This window comes from Streptomyces noursei ATCC 11455 (assembly GCF_001704275.1).
Lineage (GTDB): Bacteria > Actinomycetota > Actinomycetes > Streptomycetales > Streptomycetaceae > Streptomyces > Streptomyces noursei.
This window is the reverse complement of record NZ_CP011533.1, coordinates 6910386-6929500: the sequence shown is the minus strand read 5'-3', so window position 1 is coordinate 6929500 and position 19115 is coordinate 6910386. Positions and strand designations below refer to the sequence as shown.

General features: G+C 72.5%; 14 protein-coding genes. 8 read left to right on the top strand and 6 right to left on the bottom strand.

Features of this window, described 5'->3' with window-relative positions:
- Position 1 precedes the first annotated feature (1 nt).
- Entirely contained in the window at positions 2 to 1009 is a 1008-nt protein-coding gene (locus SNOUR_RS29335) for a zinc-dependent alcohol dehydrogenase family protein (RefSeq protein WP_067352857.1), read from the bottom strand.
- Positions 1010 to 1207: 198 nt separating this feature from the next.
- Between SNOUR_RS29335 and SNOUR_RS29330 the strand changes: the two genes are divergently transcribed.
- Positions 1208 to 2212 carry a LacI family DNA-binding transcriptional regulator gene (locus SNOUR_RS29330; protein WP_067352855.1) on the top strand — a complete coding sequence of 335 codons (1005 nt, stop codon included), beginning with the start codon at positions 1208 to 1210 and terminating at the stop codon, positions 2210 to 2212.
- Between the two features lie 114 nt (positions 2213 to 2326).
- Positions 2327 to 3343, top strand: a complete 1017-nt coding sequence (locus SNOUR_RS29325; RefSeq protein WP_067352852.1) for a carbohydrate kinase family protein — start codon at positions 2327 to 2329, stop codon at positions 3341 to 3343.
- An 87-nt stretch (positions 3344 to 3430) separates the two neighbouring features.
- On the opposite strand, the gene uvrA is transcribed toward SNOUR_RS29325, so the two are convergent.
- Both uvrA and SNOUR_RS29315 read right to left on the bottom strand, forming a co-directional pair.
- Complete coding sequence (gene uvrA / locus SNOUR_RS29320; RefSeq protein ID WP_067352849.1) at positions 3431 to 6547, bottom strand: excinuclease ABC subunit UvrA; 3117 nt, start codon at positions 6545 to 6547, stop codon at positions 3431 to 3433.
- Between the two features lie 282 nt (positions 6548 to 6829).
- A complete protein-coding gene (locus SNOUR_RS29315; RefSeq protein WP_376738551.1) occupies positions 6830 to 7555 on the bottom strand; it encodes a TetR/AcrR family transcriptional regulator in 726 nt (241 codons plus the stop codon).
- Between the two features lie 64 nt (positions 7556 to 7619).
- On the opposite strand from SNOUR_RS29315, the gene SNOUR_RS29310 reads away from it, so the two are divergent.
- The 3 genes from SNOUR_RS29310 (at position 7620) to SNOUR_RS29300 (ending at position 10764) form a co-directional block, all read left to right on the top strand.
- On the top strand, positions 7620 to 9179 hold the full coding sequence (locus SNOUR_RS29310; RefSeq protein ID WP_067352846.1) for an FAD-dependent monooxygenase: 1560 nt from the start codon (positions 7620 to 7622) through the stop codon (positions 9177 to 9179).
- A gap of 177 nt (positions 9180 to 9356) precedes the next feature.
- Complete coding sequence (locus SNOUR_RS29305; RefSeq protein WP_067352843.1) at positions 9357 to 10097, top strand: maleylpyruvate isomerase family mycothiol-dependent enzyme; 741 nt, start codon at positions 9357 to 9359, stop codon at positions 10095 to 10097.
- Between the two features lie 10 nt (positions 10098 to 10107).
- Positions 10108 to 10764 carry an MBL fold metallo-hydrolase gene (locus SNOUR_RS29300; RefSeq protein ID WP_067352840.1) on the top strand — a complete coding sequence of 219 codons (657 nt, stop codon included), beginning with the start codon at positions 10108 to 10110 and terminating at the stop codon, positions 10762 to 10764.
- A 59-nt stretch (positions 10765 to 10823) separates the two neighbouring features.
- Here SNOUR_RS29300 and SNOUR_RS29295 read toward each other — a convergent pair whose 3' ends face one another.
- From SNOUR_RS29295 to uvrB, 3 genes are all read right to left on the bottom strand, one after another.
- Positions 10824 to 11837 (bottom strand): TerC family protein, encoded by a 1014-nt coding sequence (locus SNOUR_RS29295; RefSeq protein ID WP_067352838.1) that lies wholly within the window; start codon positions 11835 to 11837, stop codon positions 10824 to 10826.
- A gap of 159 nt (positions 11838 to 11996) precedes the next feature.
- Positions 11997 to 14039 carry a TerD family protein gene (locus SNOUR_RS29290; RefSeq protein WP_067352837.1) on the bottom strand — a complete coding sequence of 681 codons (2043 nt, stop codon included), beginning with the start codon at positions 14037 to 14039 and terminating at the stop codon, positions 11997 to 11999.
- Between the two features lie 206 nt (positions 14040 to 14245).
- Positions 14246 to 16393: an excinuclease ABC subunit UvrB gene (gene uvrB, locus SNOUR_RS29285; protein ID WP_067352835.1), complete on the bottom strand. Its 2148-nt coding sequence runs from the start codon at positions 16391 to 16393 to the stop codon at positions 14246 to 14248.
- A 491-nt stretch (positions 16394 to 16884) separates the two neighbouring features.
- Between uvrB and SNOUR_RS29280 the strand changes: the two genes are divergently transcribed.
- From SNOUR_RS29280 to SNOUR_RS29270, 3 genes are all read left to right on the top strand, one after another.
- Positions 16885 to 17763 carry a glycerophosphodiester phosphodiesterase gene (locus SNOUR_RS29280; protein WP_067352833.1) on the top strand — a complete coding sequence of 293 codons (879 nt, stop codon included), beginning with the start codon at positions 16885 to 16887 and terminating at the stop codon, positions 17761 to 17763.
- A gap of 88 nt (positions 17764 to 17851) precedes the next feature.
- Positions 17852 to 18451: a methylated-DNA--[protein]-cysteine S-methyltransferase gene (locus tag SNOUR_RS29275; protein WP_067352831.1), complete on the top strand. Its 600-nt coding sequence runs from the start codon at positions 17852 to 17854 to the stop codon at positions 18449 to 18451.
- A gap of 99 nt (positions 18452 to 18550) precedes the next feature.
- Positions 18551 to 19093, top strand: coding sequence for a DUF1697 domain-containing protein (locus SNOUR_RS29270; protein WP_067352829.1), 543 nt, complete (start codon positions 18551 to 18553; stop codon positions 19091 to 19093).
- Positions 19094 to 19115: the final 22 nt, after the last annotated feature.

Genomic DNA, 19115 nt, shown 5'->3' with positions numbered 1-19115 from the left:
CTCAGCCCTTCTGCGGGGCGATGTGGATCTTGCGGCCGGTGCCGGCCCGGAAGCGGGCCACCGCCTCGTCGAAGTCGTCCAGCCCGTAGACGTCGGAGACCAGCGGGTCCAGATCGAGGCCGGCGGCCAGCAGGTCGACGGCCGGCTGGAAGCTGTTGTGCACCGCCATCGAGCCGATGATGTCGATCTCCTGGCTGTAGACGCGGTACGGCGAGAAGGACGCGCCGCGGGCCGGGTCGGCGACGCCGAACTGGAGGAAGGTGCCACCGCGGCGCACCCGGCCCAGACCGTCCTCGATGGCCGCGATCACCCCGGTCGCGTCGATCACCACCTCGAAACCGGGGGTCCGGTCGAGGGCGTCGGCACCGGTCACCGCCGCGTCCACGCCGAAGGACCGGGCGAACGCCAGCCGTTCCTCGTTGGGGTCCACGACGGAGACCGAGGCGGCGCCCGCGGTCCGCACCAGCGCGGCCATCATCAGGCCCATGGTGCCCGCCCCGTAGATCAGGTAGTGCTCGCCGGGGCGGCGCGGCAGCCGGTTGAGGCCGTGCACGGCGCAGGACAGCGGCTCGACGAGTCCGGCGGCGGCCTCCGAGAGGTGGGCCGGCAGGACGTAGCAGCAGCGGGCCGGGACGGCGACCAGTTCGGCGAAGCCGCCGGCCCGGGTGACGCCGATCGCGGTGTAGTCCTCGCAGAGGTTGCCGCGGCCGATCCGGCAGTAGTGGCAGGCGCCGCACGGCATGTTGGGGTCGACCGCGACCCGCTCGCCGACCGCCCGGTCCCGCACCGCCGAGCCCACCGCGACGATCTCGCCGGTCAGCTCGTGGCCGGGGACCAGCGGGTAGCCGACGACCGGCAACTCGCCGCCGAGGACGTGCATGTCGGTGCCGCACAGCCCGCAGGAGGTGACGCGGACGACCACCTCGTCGGGCTCCGGGCGGGGATCGGGCAGTTCGGTGACAGCGGCGGTGCCCCGGGGGCCCGGTGCGGTGACCACGAGAGCGCGCATCGGCGCCTCCTCACGACGTCGTGCGGATTGCGATGGCGGGGACACTACAGAAGAACCGCCATAACGTAAACGCTTACGCAAGCGTTTACGTTTGGCCTTCGGCGGACGTACTGTGATGGACTGCGGCGGACGGGCACGGAGGCCGACCGCCGGGAGCCGGCGCACTGAGCACCGGGGCGGCGGGGAGGAAAGAGCCGGATGACGACGATGGTGGATGTGGCACGGCGCGCGGGCGTCTCGGTCGCCACGGTCTCGCACGTGGTGAACGACACCCGGCCGGTGCGTCCGGACACCCGGGCCGCGGTGCTGGCCGCCATCGAGGAGCTCGGCTACACCCACAACACCCTCGCCCGCTCGCTGGTCACCTCCCGCACCCGCTCCATCGGCCTGGCGGTCTCGGCGATCAGCAACCCGTACTTCACCGAGATCCTCCAGGGCGTGGAGGCCGGCGCGCTGGAGGCCGGATACAGCCTGCTGATCGCCGATCCGCACGACGATCCGCGGCACGAGCGCAAGGTCGTCCAGCTGCTGCACGAGCGGCGGGTGGACGGCATGATCGTCGCGCCGTCCGCGGAGCCGGCCGAGATGGTCGACTATGTGACGAAGCGTCAGGTTCCTACGGTCTTTCTCGACCGGCTGGTCGGCGACGGCTTCGACCAGGTCTGCGCGGAGAGCGCCGGTCCGGTCCGCCGACTCGTCGAGCACCTGGCCGACGCGGGCCACACCCGGATCGGCCTGGTGGCGGGGCTGCCCGGGCTCAGCACCACCACCGAGCGGGTCCAGGGCTACCGCGAGGGGCTGCGCGCCCGCGGACTGCCGTTCACGCCCGAGCTGTTGGCCGGCGGCAACTCCGAGGCGGAGGGCGCCCAGGACGCCACCCGGCACCTGCTCGCCGCGCCGGAGCCGCCCACCGCGATCATCACCGCCAACAACGCGATGACCATCGGCGCCCTCCAGGCGCTGCGCGACCTGGGCCTGGAGGTGCCCCGGGACATCGCCCTGGCCTGCTTCGACGACTTCTCCTGGGCGGACCTCTTCACCCCGCGGCTGACCGCGATCGCCCAGCCCAGCAAGGAACTCGGCGCGGCGGCGGTCCGGCTGCTGCTGGAGCGGCTGGACGACCCGCACCGGCCGCCGCGCACCGTCCGACTGCCGTGCGCCTTCGTGCACCGCACCTCGTGCGGCTGCCCCGAGACCGCTTAGCGGCAGTCCGGTGGGCCGGGCACACCGCCCCGCCGGACGGCCCCAGGGCCCGGACGGGCCCCGCCCGCCACGCCCCGGCCGGCCCCGGCCGCCGCAGGAAAGGACCCGCACCCCGTGATCGTCGTCGCCGGCGAGGCCCTGATCGACCTCGTCCCCAGTCAACAGCCCTCCCCGGACGGGACGTTGCCGACGCTGCTGCCGCGGCGCGGCGGCGGGCCGTACAACACCGCGCTGGCGCTGGGGCGGCTGGGCTCGCCCGCCGCGTTCTGCTCGCGGGTCTCCACCGACACCTTCGGGGCGTCGCTGCTGCGCGGTCTGCGCGACGGCGGGGTGGACACCTCGTTGGTGCAGCGTGGCCCGGAGCCCACCACCCTGGCGGTCGCGGACATCAGCCCGGACGGCTCGGCCGGCTACGGCTTCTACGTGGAGGGCACCGCCGACCGGCTCTTCACCCTGCCGCCGGCGCTGCCCGAGGCGGTGCGGGCACTCTCCCTGGGCACCTGTTCGCTGGTGCTGGAGCCGGGCGCCGGGGCGTACGAGGCGCTGCTGCGCCGGGAGGCCCGGCGCGGGGTGTTCACCGCGCTCGACCCCAACGTCCGCCCGGGGCTGATCCCCGATGCGGACGCCTATCGGGCGCGCTTTCGCTCCTGGCTGTCGGACGTGGCGCTGCTGAAGCTGTCCGACGAGGACGCGCTGTGGCTGGCCGGGGCCGGTACGGGTGCAGGTGCGGACGCGGGCGCGCCGGGGGCGCCCGGGGCCGATCGGGCGGCGGCCCTCGCGGCGGCCCGGGAGTGGCTGGCCGTCGGGCCCGCGGCGATCGTGCTCACCCACGGCGGCGACGGGTTGACGGTGCTGACCCGGGGCGGCGGCGAGGTGGCGGTACCCGGCGAGCGGATCGCCGTCGTCGACACCATCGGCGCGGGCGACACCGTCAACGCGGCGCTGCTGCACCGGCTGGACGTCCATGGCGCGCTGTCGTACGCGGCGGTCGAGGCGCTCGGCGACGGCGACTGGGAGGACATCCTGCGCTTCGCCGCCCGGGCTGCCGCCGTCACGTGCTCCCGGGCGGGCGCCGAGCCGCCGTTCGCCGCGGAGCTGACGGAGCGAGGGGCCGACGGGCCCGTCGCCTGACGGGCCGCGGGCAGCACAGCGGGGGCGGAGCCCCGGGAAGAGGCTCCGCCCCCGCTGTGCCGCGTGCGGCGGTGTCGCGATACGGCGTCAGGAGGCCCGGCGGGCCCGCGTCGCCGTCTTCTTGGCCGCGGTCTTCTTCGCCGGGGCCTTCTCGGCCGTGGTCGCGGCGGCGTCCTTCTTGGCCGCGGTCTTCTTCGCCGTCGTCTTCTTGGCCGTCGTCTTCTTGGCCGCGGTCGAGGCGGTCACCGTCGTCTTCCCGGCGGAAGCGGCGGCCACGGCCTTCTTCGCCACGGCCTTCTTCGCCGCGGTCTTCCGGGCGGCCGGCTTCCGGGGCCCGCCGTCGACCAGCGCCGCGTCGCTGACCCGGTCGCCGAGGATGTCCCGCAGGAACTTGCCGGTGTGGCTGGCCGGGATCGACGCGACCTGCTCCGGGGTGCCCTCAGCGACGACCATGCCGCCGCCGCTGCCGCCCTCGGGACCCATGTCGATGACCCAGTCCGCGGTCTTGATCACATCGAGGTTGTGCTCGATGACGATCACCGTGTTGCCCTTGTCGACCAGGCCGGACAGCACCTTGATGAGCTTGCTGATGTCCTCGAAGTGCAGACCGGTGGTGGGCTCGTCCAGGACGTAGACGGTGCTGCCGGTGGAGCGCTTCTGGAGCTCGCTGGCCAGCTTGACGCGCTGCGCCTCACCGCCGGAGAGGGTCGGCGCGGACTGGCCGAGCCGGACGTAGCCGAGACCGACCTCGTTGAGCGTCCGCAGGTGGCGGGCGATGGTCGGCACCGCCTCGAAGAAGCTCAGCGCCTCCTCGATCGGCATGTCCAGCACCTCGGCGATGGACTTGCCCTTGTAGTGCACCTCCAGCGTCTCGCGGTTGTAGCGCGCGCCGTGGCAGACCTCGCACGGGACGTACACGTCCGGGAGGAAGTTCATCTCGATCTTGATGGTGCCGTCGCCGGAGCAGTTCTCGCAGCGACCGCCCTTGACGTTGAAGGAGAAGCGGCCCGGCAGATAGCCGCGGACCTTGGCCTCCATCGTCTCCGCGAAGAGCTTGCGGACGTGGTCGAAGACGCCGGTGTAGGTGGCCGGGTTGGAGCGCGGGGTCCGGCCGATCGGCGACTGGTCGACGTGCACCACCTTGTCGACGAGGTCGTCGCCGGCGACCCGGGTGTGCCGGCCGGGCACCGACTTGGCGCCGTTCAGCTCGCGCGCGAGGTGGGTGTAGAGGATGTCGTTGACCAGCGTCGACTTGCCGGAGCCGGAGACTCCGGTGACGGCGGAGAGCACCCCGAGCGGGAAGGAGACGTCGATGTCGCGGAGGTTGTTCTCCTTCGCGCCGTGGACGGTCAGCCGGCGGGACGGGTCGGTGGGACGGCGGACGTCCGGGGTCGCGATGGCCTTCTTGCCGGAGAGGTACTGGCCGGTGATCGAGTCCTTGTTGGCCAGCAGCTGCTTCATGGGGCCGCTGTGGACGACCTTGCCGCCGTGCTCACCGGCGCCCGGGCCGATGTCGACCACCCAGTCCGCGACCTTGATGGTGTCCTCGTCGTGCTCCACCACGATCAGGGTGTTGCCCATGTCGCGCAGCCGCACCAGGGTCTCGATCAGCCGGTGGTTGTCGCGCTGGTGCAGGCCGATCGACGGCTCGTCCAGGACGTAGAGCACGCCCACCAGGCCGGAGCCGATCTGGGTGGCCAGGCGGATGCGCTGGGCCTCGCCACCGGAGAGGGTGCCGGCCGCGCGGTTCAGCGAGAGGTAGTCCAGGCCGACGTCGACCAGGAACTTCAGCCGCTCGTTGACCTCCTTGAGGACCCGCTCGGCGATGGTCTTCTCGCGGGAGTTGAGCGTCATCGAGCGCAGGAAGTCGGCGCAGTCGCTGATCGACATGGCCGCGACCTCGGCGATCGACTTCTCCTGGACCGTCACGGCGAGCACGATCGGCTTGAGCCGGGTGCCCTCGCAGGTCGGGCAGGGCACCTCGCGCATATAGCCCTCGAAGCGCTCCCGGCTGCTGTCGCTCTCCGCCTCGCTGTGCCGCCGCTTGACGAACGGCACCGCGCCCTCGAAGGCGGTGGTGTAGGCCCGTTGGCGGCCGTAGCGGTTGCGGTAGCGGACCTCGATCTGGGTCTTGTGGCCGTGCAGCAGGGCCTTCTTGGCGCGCTGCGGCAGGCCGGCCCACGGGATGTCCGTGCGGAAGCCGAGGGCGTCGGCGAGTGCGCCGACCAGGCGGCCGAAGTAGTCCTTGGTGTGGCCGCCGGACCAGGGGTGGATGGCGCCCTCGTCGAGGGAGCGCTCCTCGTCCGGGATGATCAGATCGGGGTCGACCTCCATGCGGGTGCCGATGCCGGTGCAGTCCGGGCAGGCGCCGAAGGGCGAGTTGAAGGAGAAGGAGCGGGGCTCCAGCTCCTCGAAGGAGAGGTCGTCGTAGGCGCAGTAGAGGTGCTCGGAGTACATCCGCTCGCGCTGCGGGTCGTCGGCGTCGAGGTCGACGAAGTCGAGGATGACCATGCCGCCGGAGAGCCCGAGGGCGGTCTCGACGGAGTCGGTCAGCCGGCGCTTGGCGCTCTCCTTGACCGTGAGGCGGTCGATGACCACCTCGATGGTGTGCTTCTCCTGCTTCTTCAGCTTCGGCGGATCGGTGAGCTGGATGGTCTCCCCGTCGACCCGGGCGCGGCTGTAGCCCTTGGTCTGGAGGTCGGAGAAGAGGTCGACGAACTCGCCCTTGCGCTCGCGCACCAGCGGCGAGAGCACCTGGAAGCGGCTGCCCTCGGGGAGCTCCAGGACCTTGTCGACGATGGCCTGCGGCGACTGCCGGGCGATCGGCCGCGCGCACTGCGGGCAGTGCGGCTTGCCGATCCGGGCGAAGAGCAGCCGAAGGTAGTCGTAGACCTCGGTGATCGTGCCGACCGTCGAGCGCGGGTTGCGCGAGGTCGACTTCTGGTCGATCGAGACCGCGGGGGACAGCCCCTCGATGAAGTCCACATCGGGCTTGTCCATCTGCCCGAGGAACTGCCGGGCGTACGAGGAGAGCGACTCGACATAGCGCCGCTGCCCCTCGGCGAAGATCGTGTCGAAGGCGAGCGAGGACTTGCCCGACCCGGAGAGCCCCGTGAAGACGATGAGGGAGTCGCGGGGGAGGTCGAGCGAGACGTTGCGGAGGTTGTGCTCGCGAGCGCCACGGACGATGAGACGGTCGGCCACGCCGGTCGGCACCTTTCTTGGAGAGGGGCGGAAGCCACGGGCTGCGTCCACCGCGCGGTGAGCGAGCAGAGGCGGCGGAGCGGAGCGGGCCCCGGACCAAGGGTATGGGGGCCGCCGCGGCACTGTCTTTGGGATGCCACACACGAGCCTATAGCACGCGCATTCGATTTACGGGCCTCGCAAGCCCTCTTCACCCAAACGTGTGGCGGCCCCGCACCCTTCCCACCGCGATGACCAGCCGTTACACCGTTCAGCGGCCGGCACCCCGGGGCACGCCCGCGCTCAACCCCGCCCGAGCCCCCCGTCGGGCAGCGCCCGCGCCAGCACGTCGAACGTGTGCCGGATCACTGCTTCGTGGTCAACGGCCACCTCGTCCGCGGGGTCACCCTCCAGTTGCCGGACGACGGCCTCCACGAAGAACGTCCGCCAGCCCGCGATGATCAGCGCCGCGGCCAACCGGGCGTCCCGACCGGGCCGCGCGGGGTCGCCGCCGGCCGCCTCGGCGAGCGCCCCGGCCAGCGCGGCCTCGACCTCCTGCACCGCCTCCCGCGCCCGCGCCCGCAGCGAGGGCGCCTCCAGCACGGTCCGGTAGAAGTGCTCGAACCCCTCCCCCGGCCCGCCCAACGGGTGCCGCCGCGCCAGCAGCTCCAGCGCCAGCCGGCGCAGCGCGGCCAGCGGCGTCTCGTCCGCGCCGCGCCCCCGCACCGCGCCGACGACCAGCTCGACGGCCTCGGGGACCCGGTCGAGGAAGAGGTCCTCCTTGCGCGGGAAGTAGTTGAAGACCGTCATCGTGGACACCCCGGCGGCCTGGGCGACCTCGGCGACGGCGACGTTGTCGAAGCCGCGCTCGATGAAGAGCAGCGTGGCCTCGCCGGAGATCCGCTGTCGGGTGAGCAGCTTCTTGCGCTCGCGCAGGCCCAGCCGCCCGTCGTCGTCCGCACTCCCGGCCGCCGACCGCACCACCGGCCGCCCCGACTCCCGCTCCCCCGTCGACTTCTTCTCCGCCACCGTCTCTCCTTCCGAAAGGAAAAATTGTAGCGAGAATAAATTTTTAGTCACTACACTCTTGCTCATGAAGCGCGACGCAGACGTAGTAGTGGCAGGGGGCGGCCCGGTGGGGCTGATGCTCGCCTGCGAATTGGCACTGGCGGACGTCTCGGTCGTCGTCCTGGAGCGACTGACCGAGGTGGACACCACGATCAAGGCGGGGGCGATCAACACCCCCAGCGCGGAAGCCTTCTACCGGCGCGGACTGCTGCCGGCCCTGGTGGAGGTGCAGGAGGCCGCCATGGCGCGGTTCGGCGCGTTCGCCCGGCAACGGCAGGCGGCCGGCGCCGCCGCACCGGGGCCGGCGCCGAAGTTCGCCGGGCACTTCGCGGGCATCATGCTCCGCGGGGACCTGCTCGACGAGTCGGACCCGGACTTCGGCGACAGCGGCCCGGCCGGCGAGGTCGGCCTGATACCCCAGGAGGCCCTGGAGCGGGTCCTCGGCGAACGCGCCGCCGAACTGGGCGTCACGGTGCGCCGCGGGGTGACCCTCACCGGCCTCGACACCGACGACACCGACGGCGGCACCGTCCACGTCCACACCTCGGAGGGGTCGCTGCGCGCCGGCTGGCTGGTGGGCTGCGACGGCGGTCGCAGCACGGTGCGCCGGCTCGCCGGCTTCCCCTTCCCCGGGACCGACCCCTCGATCACCGGCCACCAGGCCCTCGTGGAGCTGACCGGCGCCGACGCCCTGGGGGCCGGCTGGAACTGGACCGACACCGGGACGTATGTGCACGGGCCGATGCCCGGCCGGATCCTGACCGTGGAGTTCGACGGCCCGCCGAAGGACCGCGAAGCCCCGATCACCGCCGAGGAGTTGCAGACCTCGCTGCGCCGGGTCTCGGGCGTCCCGGACGTGACGGTCACCAAGGTGATCTCGGCGACCCGGTTCACCGACAACGCCCGACAGGCGTCCACCTACCGCCGCGGCCGGGTGCTGCTGGCCGGCGACGCGGCCCATGTGCACTCGCCGTTCGGCGGCCAGGGCCTCAACCTCGGCATCGGCGACGCGATGAACCTCGGCTGGAAGCTGGCCGCCACGGTGCACGGCCGGGCACCCGAGGGGCTGCTCGACACCTACACCGCCGAGCGGCACCCCATCGGCGCGTGGGTGCTGGACTGGACCCGGGCCCAAGTGGCGCTGATGCGGCCGGAGTCGCACGCCGGGGCGCTGCGCCGGGTGATCGCCGAGCTGTCCGGGACGACCGACGCCACCACCTTCTTCGTCAAGAAGATCTCCGGCGTCTGGCAGCGCTACGACCTGCCCGGTACGCACCCGCTGACCGGCCGCAGCGCCCCCGACCTGGAGCTGTCCGACGGCCGTCGGCTCGCCGACCACCTGCACGGCGGCCAGGGCCTGTTGCTCGACCTCGCCGACGACCCGGCGCTGCGCGAACGCGCGGCCGGCCACCGCGACCGGGTGCGGATCGTGACCGCGGGCTGCCCGGACCGGCCCGACCTGGCCGGCCTCCTGGTGCGCCCGGACGGCTGCACCGCGTGGGCGGCCGACGCGCCCGGCGGCGACGAGGAGTTGGACGCGGCGCTGGGCCGGTGGTTCGGGGTGCCCGCCCAGGTGCCGGCATAGATCGGGTCCGCTGTACGGGCACGCCCCATGCCGGCGTACAGGCGTGGGAAGGGCGGTACCCCGTCCGCCCCTTCCACGCCCGCGCGCACCACTCGTGCCACCGGGCACCACCTCATTGCCACCCGGAAGGTTTGCGTCCGTCTCCCGGACCCGCCCGGGCGGCGCTAGCGTCGAACCATGACCATCCCTCGTGATTTCGCCCGCGACGTGGCCGCCGTCCACGACTCCGCCGACCGTCTGCTGGTCTCCCTGGGCAAGCTCGACGACGACGCGGTCGGCGAGCCGTCGCTGCTCCCCGGATGGACCCGGGGCCACGTCCTGGCCCATCTGGCCCGCAACGCCGACGCCCTGGTCAACCTCCTGAACTGGGCGCGGACCGGCGTCCCCACACCGATGTACGCCAGCGCCGCGGCGCGCGACGAGGACATCGAGCGGGGCGCCGACCGTCCGCTGAAGGTCCACCTGGACGACCTCGGGGAGAGCGCGGCCCGCTTCGAGGCCGCGGCGCGGGCCCTGCCGGAGAACCGCCGGGCGTACGAGGTCGAGATGCGCAACGGCGTCGTCGAGCGGGCCGATCGGCTGGCGCTGCGCCGGCTGGCCGAGGTGGAACTGCACCACGTCGACCTGGGCGTCGGCTACACCGTCGAGCAGCTGCCGGACGACTTCGTGGACAGCGAGTTGGACTTCCTCACCGGGATCAAGTTCGCCCGCCACCCGAAGCTGACGGCACTGGAGCTGCACGCCGACGACGGCCGCCGATGGCGGACCGGAGGCCACGGTTCGGGCGACGGGGCGTCAGCCGGGCCGGTGGTGGTGAGCGGCTCGGCGCGGGACCTGGTCGGCTGGCTGACCGGGCGCGCGGACGGCGGTCTGCTGGACACCCACGGCGCGCCGCTGCCGGTCATCCCCCCGCTCTAGAGTTGGTGCCATGACCTACAGCGGAGCAGTGAAGGTCGGCGGACCGGCCGACGTGCACGAGCTGACCGACCTGATGATCTCGAAGGTCGCGGTCGGTCCCACGAACAACAACGCGTACGTACTGCGGTGCCGGGCCACCGACGAGCAGCTGCTGATCGACGCGGCCGCCGAGCCGCACACGCTCCTCACCCTGATCGGTGACAGCGGTCTGGCGTCCGTGGTCACCACGCACCAGCACGGCGACCACTGGGGCGCGCTGCGCGAGGTCGTCGACGCCACCGGCGCACGGACGTACGCCGGGCGGTACGACGCCGAGGGCATCCCCGTCCCCACGGACGTACTGGTCGAGGACGGCGACACGTTGACCGTCGGCCGCGTCCGGCTGACCGCACGTCATCTGGTCGGGCACACCCCGGGCAGCATCGCGCTGGTCTACGACGACCCGCACGGGCACCCGCACGTCTTCACCGGGGACTGTCTCTTCCCCGGCGGGGTCGGCAACACCTGGGGCGATGCCGAGCGGTTCGGCACGCTGCTCGACGGCGTGCGGCGCAAGCTCTTCGACGCGTTGCCGGACGAGACCTGGGTCTATCCGGGCCACGGCTCCGACACCACGCTCGGCGCCGAGCGGCCGCACCTCGCCGAGTGGCAGGAGCGCGGCTGGTAGCGGCCGAACGCCCGGTTCCGGGCCCGGCGGGCGGATAGTCGCCCGCCGGGCCCGGGCCGTTATCGGCGGGTGTCCGACCGGTCCGCGACCGCCGGCGCCGCAGGCTCCCCGGTCTCCGGCCCGGCCGCCGCGGCGCGGCGCGAGGCCCGCAGGCTGGTCACCGTCGTGATGGCCAGCACCGCACAGATCACGCCCAGCGAGACCGGAATGCTGATCTCCGGGACGGCCACTCCCGACTCGTGCAGGGCGTGCAGCACCAGCTTGACGCCGATGAACCCGAGGATCACCGACAGGCCGTAGGAGAGGTGGACCAGCTTCTTCAGCAGCCCGCCGATCAGGAAGTACAGCTGCCGCAGGCCCATCAGGGCGAAGGCGTTGGCGGTGAAGACGATGTACGGGTCCTGGGTCAGGCCGAAGATCGCCGGAATCGAGTCCAGGGCGAACAGGACGTCGGTGGTGCCGATCGCCAGCATGACGATCAGCATCGGCGTCATCAGCCGCCGGCCGTTCTCCACGATGAACAGCTTGGTGCCGTGGTACCGGTCGGTGGACGGGAAGCGGCGCTCGACCGCCTTCAGGAAGCGGTTCTCCTCGAACTCCTCGTCCTCCTGGCCGGCCCGCGCCTCCTGGATCAGCTTCCAGGCGGTCCAGATGAGGAACGCGCCGAAGAGGTAGAACACCCAGGAGAAGTTGGCGATGATCGCCGCGCCGGCGCCGATGAACCCGGCGCGCAGCACCAGCGCGATCAGCACCCCGACCATCAGCACCCGCTGCTGGTAGACGGCCGGCACCGCGAACTTGCTCATGATCAGGACGAAGACGAAGAGGTTGTCGACGCTCAGCGACTTCTCGGTGATGAAGCCCGCGAAGAACTCGCCGGCCGGCGCGCTCCCGCCGAACACCAGCAGGCCGAGCCCGAACAGCACGGCGAGTCCCATCCAGACACCGGTCCAGACACCGGCTTCCTTGAGGGACACCTCATGGGGTTTGCGTCCGCCGATGAAGAAGTCGACGGCGATCAGGGCGCACAGACCGAGGATGGTCAGCACCCACAGGTTCAGGGAAACGTCCACTGCTCCTCCGGCAGGGTCATACGGCACACACAGCGTCGTCGCTGCCGGGGGACTCCGACGCCCCTCCGTACAAGAAATGGTAAAGGAGGTTCATGAAATGGCAAAGGAAAGGGTAAAGCCGCTGGTGAGGGGCTTGACCTTGAGCTGGCGAGGTCGGTGTCAGCCGGTCTGCGGGTCCGCGGCTCGGCGGGCCTCGGCGACGCGGTCCAGCACCCGGCGGATCACCTCGCTGCGCCGGGGCGCGAGTGGCGGCTCGTATATCCAGGCGTGGCCGACCCACGGATCGGCGAGATGGGTGTCCGGGACCGGCGTGAGCCGCAGCAGGGCGCGCCAGAGCGGGTCCAGGACCGGGCCGTACTCCCGTGCCCGGCTCCGGTCTGCGACCATCATCAGGTGGACCCCGACCGCGGGGCCCTCGTCGGCCAGATAGCGCAGCTGGTTCAGCGCGCGGTCGTCGAAGCCGTGCGGGAAGTCATGGACGATCAGCAGCTGCTCGGCCGGGTCCAGCTCCGGCGGCAGGGCCTCCGTCGCACGGTGGCGCACCGCCATCTGGAGGAGATCGACCCGCCGGGTCAGCGCCTCCAGCACCGCGGCCACGCCCCGGGCACCGGCGGCCGGAGGCTCGGGCAGCGCGCCGCTCTCCCGCAGCGGGGCCAGCGCCGGCCCGGCCGAGCCGGCGGGGTCGAGGACCCGGACGGCATACCCGCCCGGCGGGTGGGCGGCCAGCAGCCGGGCGGCGACCGCGACGGCGGTCTCCAGGGCGAGCCGCCCCAGCTCGGCCTCGTCGGGCGCCGCGTCGGTCAGCGCGCCGCCCAGCTCCCGGCGGCCGAACTCCCGCTCGGGGTCCCGCCCGGCACGGGGATACGGCCCGGGACCGCTGTCGATCCACAGTCCGCGCTCCAGGGGGAGCCGGACGAGCAGCGGAATGCGCAGCTCCGGGGCCTCGGGGAGGTGCAGATCGCCCAGTCGGACGGCCATCGGGGGCTGCCGCGGCACCTCGTAGGCGTGCCACACCGGGTTGTCCCAACGGGCGAGCGCGGGTGGCAGCGCGGGCTCCACCACCTCCGACTCGGCGGCGAGCTGGGCCAGGTCGCGGTCGAGGACGGCGCGGGCCCGGCCGATCAGGTCGGCGTGCCGGTCCCGGGCGGCGACGCGGGCGGCCTCTGTGGCGCCGCCCAGACGGGCGCGGGGGTCGGCGAGCGCCTCGTCGAGCTCCCGCTCCAGACGGGAGGCGGCGAAGCCGGCGGCGCCGCGGTACGCCGCGACCGACCGGGCCAGGTCCTCGAACATGCCCCGGACCTGGTTGTAGAGCCGCTCCTCCATGCTCCAGCCGTTGGCGTCACCGGCGACCGGGACGGCCGGGCCGTCCCCGCCTCCGGCTGCCGCGGGCGGGGCGGGAGCGGGCGGGGCCACGGGGGCGGCCGCGGAGGCGGCGGGGCGTCGGGGATGGCGGTAGTCGAGGCGGGCGCCGGCCGGCGGGGCACCGAGGTCGACCGCCGGGGCGTCGGGGGCACCGGGAGCACCGAGGGCCCCGGCGAGCGACTCGGCCTCCGGGGCGAAGGTGGTGGGCCCGGGGGCCGGTCGCTCGGGGCGGATCGCCGGCACCGGGTCGGGCGCGGCCGACGGGTCGGGGGCGGCCACCGCCGGGGCGCGTGAGGTGCCGGTCGCCTCCTCGATCCGCGCGGCCAGCTCCGCGGCCCCCGGCAGCCCCTGGTCGCGCAGCAGCTCCGCCAGCCCGCCGGCGTACCCCTGGCCCACGGCACGGATCCGCCAGGCGCCCCGTCGTCGGTACAGCTCCACGGCGACCAGCGCGGATTCGGGGCCCAGGCCGGTGACGGTGTACCCGGCGAGGGGGATGCCGTCGGGGGTCGTCACGGCGACGGACGGCGCGGCGGCGGCGCCGAAGCCGCGCGGTGCGCCGGGCCCGACCGGCAGCGCCAGCAGCACGCTCACCCGGTGCACCGCGCCGGGCAGCGCGCCGAGATCGACGGTGATGCGCTGTACGGCGGCCGGCCCGGAGGGCACCTCGACGCCCACGCGGCGGGGCGCGCCCGGATGGGCCACCGCCTCGGCGCCCGACAACCGGCCCTGTTCGTCGCCGAGCGTGACCCCGGCCAGGACGGGCCCGTCGGCCGCGATCCGGATCTCCACACGGGTGCGGTCCAGCGGGTGGTTCTGCCCCCGGACCAGCTCCGCCGCCATCGTTCTCCCCTTGCGTGTCGTACGGGTCGCTTCTCGCCGCCCGCGCCCCACCGGTCCGACGGCCCTGTCCCCGACCTTATGCAGGGGGCCGGGCCCGAGCGCGCCGAGCCCGGCCATCGTGGCGGATCTGCAACACATCCGGGCAGGTCCGCGGCCCGCCCGGTGCCCCGGGTCGGGCCGCCGCCGCTCCGCCGGTGCTCCCGCCGCTACTTCAGTCCGGCCTCCCTCATCTGCCGCAGCTCCCTCTTCAGCTCGCTGACCTCGTCCCGGAGCCGGGCCGCGACCTCGAACTGCAGCTCCGCGGCGGCGGCCCGCATCCGCTCGGTCAGCTCCTCGATCGTGTCGGCGAGTTCGGCGGCGGGCCGGTCCGTCAGGGCCTCGCCGCCCTTGCCGGCCTTGCCCTTGGCGGCCTTGCCCGCCTTCCCGGCCTTCCCGCCGAGCGCCGGGACCGGCGCCTTGCCCTTGCCGTCCTTGTCGCCGGGCTTGCGGTAGCCGCTGCCCAGCAGCTCCTGGGTGTCGATCTCCTCGCGGGCGAGGGTGGCGACGATGTCACCGATCTTCTTCCGGAGCGGCTGCGGGTCGATGCCGTTCTCCTTGTTGTACGCCAGCTGCTTCTCCCGGCGGCGGTTGGTCTCGTCGATGGCCTTCTCCATCGCCGGGGTGATCTTGTCGGCGTACATGTGGACCTGGCCGGAGACGTTACGGGCCGCCCGGCCGATGGTCTGGATCAGCGAGGTGCCGGAGCGCAGGAAGCCCTCCTTGTCGGCGTCCAGGATCGCCACCAGGGAGACCTCCGGCAGGTCCAGGCCCTCCCGGAGGAGGTTGATGCCGACCAGCACGTCGAACTCGCCGGACCGCAGCTCGCGCAGCAGCTCCACCCGCCGCAGGGTGTCCACGTCGCTGTGCAGGTAGCGGACCTGGATGCCGAGCTCCAGGAAGTAGTCGGTGAGGTCCTCCGCCATCTTCTTGGTGAGGGTGGTGACCAGGACGCGCTCGTCCTTCTCGGTGCGCTTGCGGATCTCGTGCACCAGGTCGTCGATCTGCCCGTCGGTGGGCTTGACCACCACCTCCGGGTCGACCAGGCCGGTCGGCCGGATGATCTGCTCCACGAAGCCGTCGCCGCGGGACAGCTCGTACGGGCCGGGCGTCGCGGAGAGGTAGACCGTCTGACCGACCCGGCCCAGGAACTCCTCCCACTTCAGCGGCCGGTTGTCCAGCGCGGAGGGGAGCCGGAAGCCGTGGTCGACGAGGGTGCGCTTGCGGGAGGCGTCGCCCTCGTACATGGCGCCGATCTGCGGGACGGTGACGTGCGACTCGTCGATGACCAGGAGGAAGTCCTCCGGGAAGTAGTCCAGGAGGGTGTTGGGCGCCGAGCCCGGCTCACGGTCGTCCAGGTGCATCGAGTAGTTCTCGATGCCCGAGCAGGAGCCGATCTGCCGCATCATCTCGATGTCGTACGTGGTGCGCATGCGCAGCCGCTGGGCCTCCAGCAGCTTGCCCTGCTTCTCCAGGGTGGCGAGCCGGTCGGCCAGCTCGGCCTCGATCCCGGCGATGGCCTTCTCCATGCGCTCGGGGCCGGCGATGTAGTGGCTGGCGGGGAAGACGTACAGCTGCTGGTCCTCGCTGATCACCTCGCCGGTGAGCGGGTGCAGGGTGGACAGCGCCTCGATCTCGTCGCCGAACATCTCGATCCGGACGGCCAGCTCCTCGTAGACCGGGAAGATCTCGATGGTGTCGCCGCGGACCCGGAAGGTGCCCCGGGTGAACGCCAGGTCGTTGCGGGTGTACTGAATGTCGACGAAGCGGCGCAGCAGTTGGTCGCGGTCGATCTCGTCACCGACCCTGAGGGGGACCATCCGGTCGACGTACTCCTGGGGCGTGCCCAGACCGTAGATGCAGGACACCGAGGCGACGACGACCACGTCCCGCCGGGTGAGGAGCGAGTTCGTCGCGGAATGGCGCAGCCGTTCGACTTCCTCGTTGATGGAGGAGTCCTTCTCGATGTACGTATCGGACTGCGGGACGTACGCCTCGGGCTGGTAGTAGTCGTAGTAGGAGACGAAATACTCGACGGCGTTGTTCGGCAGCAGTTCGCGGAACTCGTTGGCGAGCTGCGCCGCGAGGGTCTTGTTGGGCGCCATCACCAGCGTCGGGCGCTGCAGCTTCTCGATCATCCACGCGGTGGTCGCCGACTTGCCGGTACCGGTCGCGCCCAGCAGGACGACGTCCTTCTCACCACCGCGGATGCGCCGGTCCAGCTCGGCGATGGCCGCCGGCTGGTCGCCACTGGGCTGGTAGGAGCTGACGACCTCGAAGGGCGCCACCGTGCGTTCGATCTTTGAAACGGGCCGCATGGGATCCACCGTACGACCCGCCACTGACAATCGGTGCCGCATCGGATCTGACCTGCGGTTTCCCGAGGGCTTGCGGAGCGGCGGGGCGAGCGGACCGGCCGGCGGCCGGACAGTGGGGAACGCCGCCCGGCGCGATCATGACAGCCGGGGAGACGACCGAGGACCGGTGTCGCCGCGGCCGGCCAGGGGGTATGCCCGGGACTCGGCCGGCAAAAACGGTCATATGCGCGACGGGTGACTCACCGTCGGCCGAGATGCGCGGATGCCGCGGCTCCGGCAAGTTGGACGACGTCGGGACGTATGTCTGCTGCACGGCCATTTCGGGCACCCTGCAACTGCGACGCTCCGCACGGAATACCGGCCATTCTTCGTTCAGCGTCCGTCCACCGCACATCCCCCTCCCCCTCCGGCCCGGCTGCGAGCCTCCGACCGTCCGCCCCGTTCACCTCACTTCACGTCAGCTCACTTCCACGACGTCACGAGGAGTCCGTATGCGTATCCGCCCCGTCGTCGCCGTCGCCGGCGCGCTCATGGGTCTGTCCGCGTTCGCCCTGCCCGCCACCGGCGCGGCCGCGGCCCATGGGCATCCCCCTGTGGTGGTCGGCCATCGCGGCGCCGCGGCGTACGCGCCCGAGAACACGCTCGCCTCGGTCGACACGGCCGGCCGGCTCGGCATCGCCTGGGTCGAGAACGACGTCCAGCGCACCAAGGACGGCGAGCTGGTCGTCCTGCACGACACCTCGCTGGCGAGGACGACCAACGTCAAGAAGGTCTTCCCGGACCGCTCCTCGTGGAACGTCGGCGACTTCACCCTCCGTGAGATCGAGAAGCTGGACGCGGGCAGCTGGTTCGGTGCGAAGTTCAAGGGCGAGCGGGTGCCGACCCTGGAGGAGTACCTGGAAGAGGTCGAGGACAACGGCCAGAACCTGCTGATGGAGCTGAAGAACCCCGAGCTCTACCCGGGGATCGAGCGGCAGGCGCTCCGGGAGCTGCGCCACGACGGTTGGCTCGACCAGGAGCACCTCAAGCGCCGCCTGATCGTCCAGAGCTTCAACGCCGACGCGATCAAGAAGGTCCACCGCCTGAACCCGGCGATCAAGACGGGCTTCCTGGGCAGCCCCTCGGTGGCCGACCTGCCCAAGTACGCCGCCTACTGCGACCAGATCAATCCGCCCCACACGGCCGTCACCCGTAAGTACGTCAAGGCGGTGCACGCGCTCCAGGGCCCGCACCACAGGCGGCTGGAGCTCTACACCTGGACTGTCGACGACGCCAAGGCCGCGGTCAGCATCGCCGACCTCGGCGTCGAGGGGCTCATCAGCAACAAGCCCGACGTGGTGCGCAAGGCGCTCGGCGGCACCGACTCCTGACCGTCCCGGCGCGGCGGGAAGCGGGTTCGGCGGTGGCCGTCGGACCGTTCCCCGCCGCGTTGTCAGTGGCCGGTCCTAGTCTGGGCACGTGACGAACACAGAGCACGGTCCAGCGCCGGCCGCGGCGCCGGACGCCGCCCCGGAGGCGGCCGTCCCGGCCCGCCGCGACTGGGCCTGGGCGCACCTTCGGACCCCGATCGGCCCGCTGCTGCTCGCGGCGACCCGGGAGGGCCTGGTCCAGGTCGTCTTCCATGCCGACGAGCGGAAGGCCCGGCGGGCACTGGCCCGTCTGGAGTACGCCTTCGGCGGGCCGCCGCTCCCGGAGATACCGCATCTGGCGACGGCCGCCGCCGAGCTCGCCCGCTACTTCGCCGGCGAGCTGCGCACCTTCACGGTCCCGCTGGACTGGTCGCTGTCCGGGGGCTTCAACGCCCGGGTGCTGCACGCGCTGGCCGACGGCGTGGCGTACGGCAGCGTGGTCGGCTATCAGGACCTCGCCGACCGGGTCGGGGAGCCGGGCGCGGCCCGGGCGGTGGGCGCGGCGATGGGTTCCAACCCGCTTCCCGTGGTCGTCCCCTGCCACCGGGTCGTCGCCAGCGACGGCGGGATCGGCGGCTTCGGCGGCGGTCTGGAGACCAAGCGGCTGCTGCTGGCCCTGGAGGGCGTGCTGCCCGCTCCGTTGTTCTGAGCGCCGGCCCGGCCGCCGTCCGGCCGCTTCCGTCCCGTATCCCGTCCGTGCCACCGGAATCCGTCCCGCCGGCCGGCACCGTGCCACGAAGGGCCGCGCATGTCCCGTCAGATCGCCCTGCTCCGCGGTATCAACGTCGGAGGCCACAACTCCTTCCCCAAGGCCCGCCAGCTGGAGCTGGCCCGCTCCCTGGGGCTGGCGGACGTCACCGTCCTGCTGCAGACGGGCAACATCGTCTTCGCCGATCCGGGGAGGCCGCCGGAGGAGACCGCCCGGCGGTTCGAGGAGCGGATCGCGGCCGAGCTGGGCCTGACGGTGCCGGTGCTCGTGCGGACCCGCGACGAGCTGGCCGCCACGGTCGCCGGGAATCCGTTCCCGTCGGCCGTGCCGGAGCCCAAGACCCTGCACGTGACGTTCCTGTCGGAGGCACCGACCGACACCGCCCGGCTGGACGCGCTCGACCAGGACGCCTACGCGCCGGATCAGTTCCGGTTGATCGGCCGCGAGCTGTTCCTGTGGTGCCCGGGCGGCATCGGGCGCTCCAGGCTCGCCGAGGCGGTCGGCCGCGCCCGGCTCGGGGTGACGGCCACCGCGCGCAACTGGAACACCGTCACCAAGCTGCTGGCGCTGGCCGACGCCTGACCACCCGGCCGACGCGTCCCGA

Bases quoted from the DNA above. Each gene is read 5' to 3' on its own strand.
- SNOUR_RS29335 (WP_067352857.1), bottom strand. From the start codon at position 1,009: ATGCGCGCTCTCGTGGTCACCGCACCGGGCCCCCGGGGCACCGCCGCT.
- SNOUR_RS29330 (WP_067352855.1), top strand. From the start codon at position 1,208: ATGACGACGATGGTGGATGTGGCACGGCGCGCGGGCGTCTCGGTCGCC.
- SNOUR_RS29310 (WP_067352846.1), top strand. From the start codon at position 7,620: ATGAAGCGCGACGCAGACGTAGTAGTGGCAGGGGGCGGCCCGGTGGGG.
- SNOUR_RS29305 (WP_067352843.1), top strand. From the start codon at position 9,357: ATGACCATCCCTCGTGATTTCGCCCGCGACGTGGCCGCCGTCCACGAC.
- SNOUR_RS29300 (WP_067352840.1), top strand. From the start codon at position 10,108: ATGACCTACAGCGGAGCAGTGAAGGTCGGCGGACCGGCCGACGTGCAC.
- SNOUR_RS29290 (WP_067352837.1), bottom strand. From the start codon at position 14,039: ATGGCGGCGGAGCTGGTCCGGGGGCAGAACCACCCGCTGGACCGCACC.
- uvrB (WP_067352835.1), bottom strand. From the start codon at position 16,393: ATGCGGCCCGTTTCAAAGATCGAACGCACGGTGGCGCCCTTCGAGGTC.
- SNOUR_RS29280 (WP_067352833.1), top strand. From the start codon at position 16,885: ATGCGTATCCGCCCCGTCGTCGCCGTCGCCGGCGCGCTCATGGGTCTG.
- SNOUR_RS29270 (WP_067352829.1), top strand. From the start codon at position 18,551: ATGTCCCGTCAGATCGCCCTGCTCCGCGGTATCAACGTCGGAGGCCAC.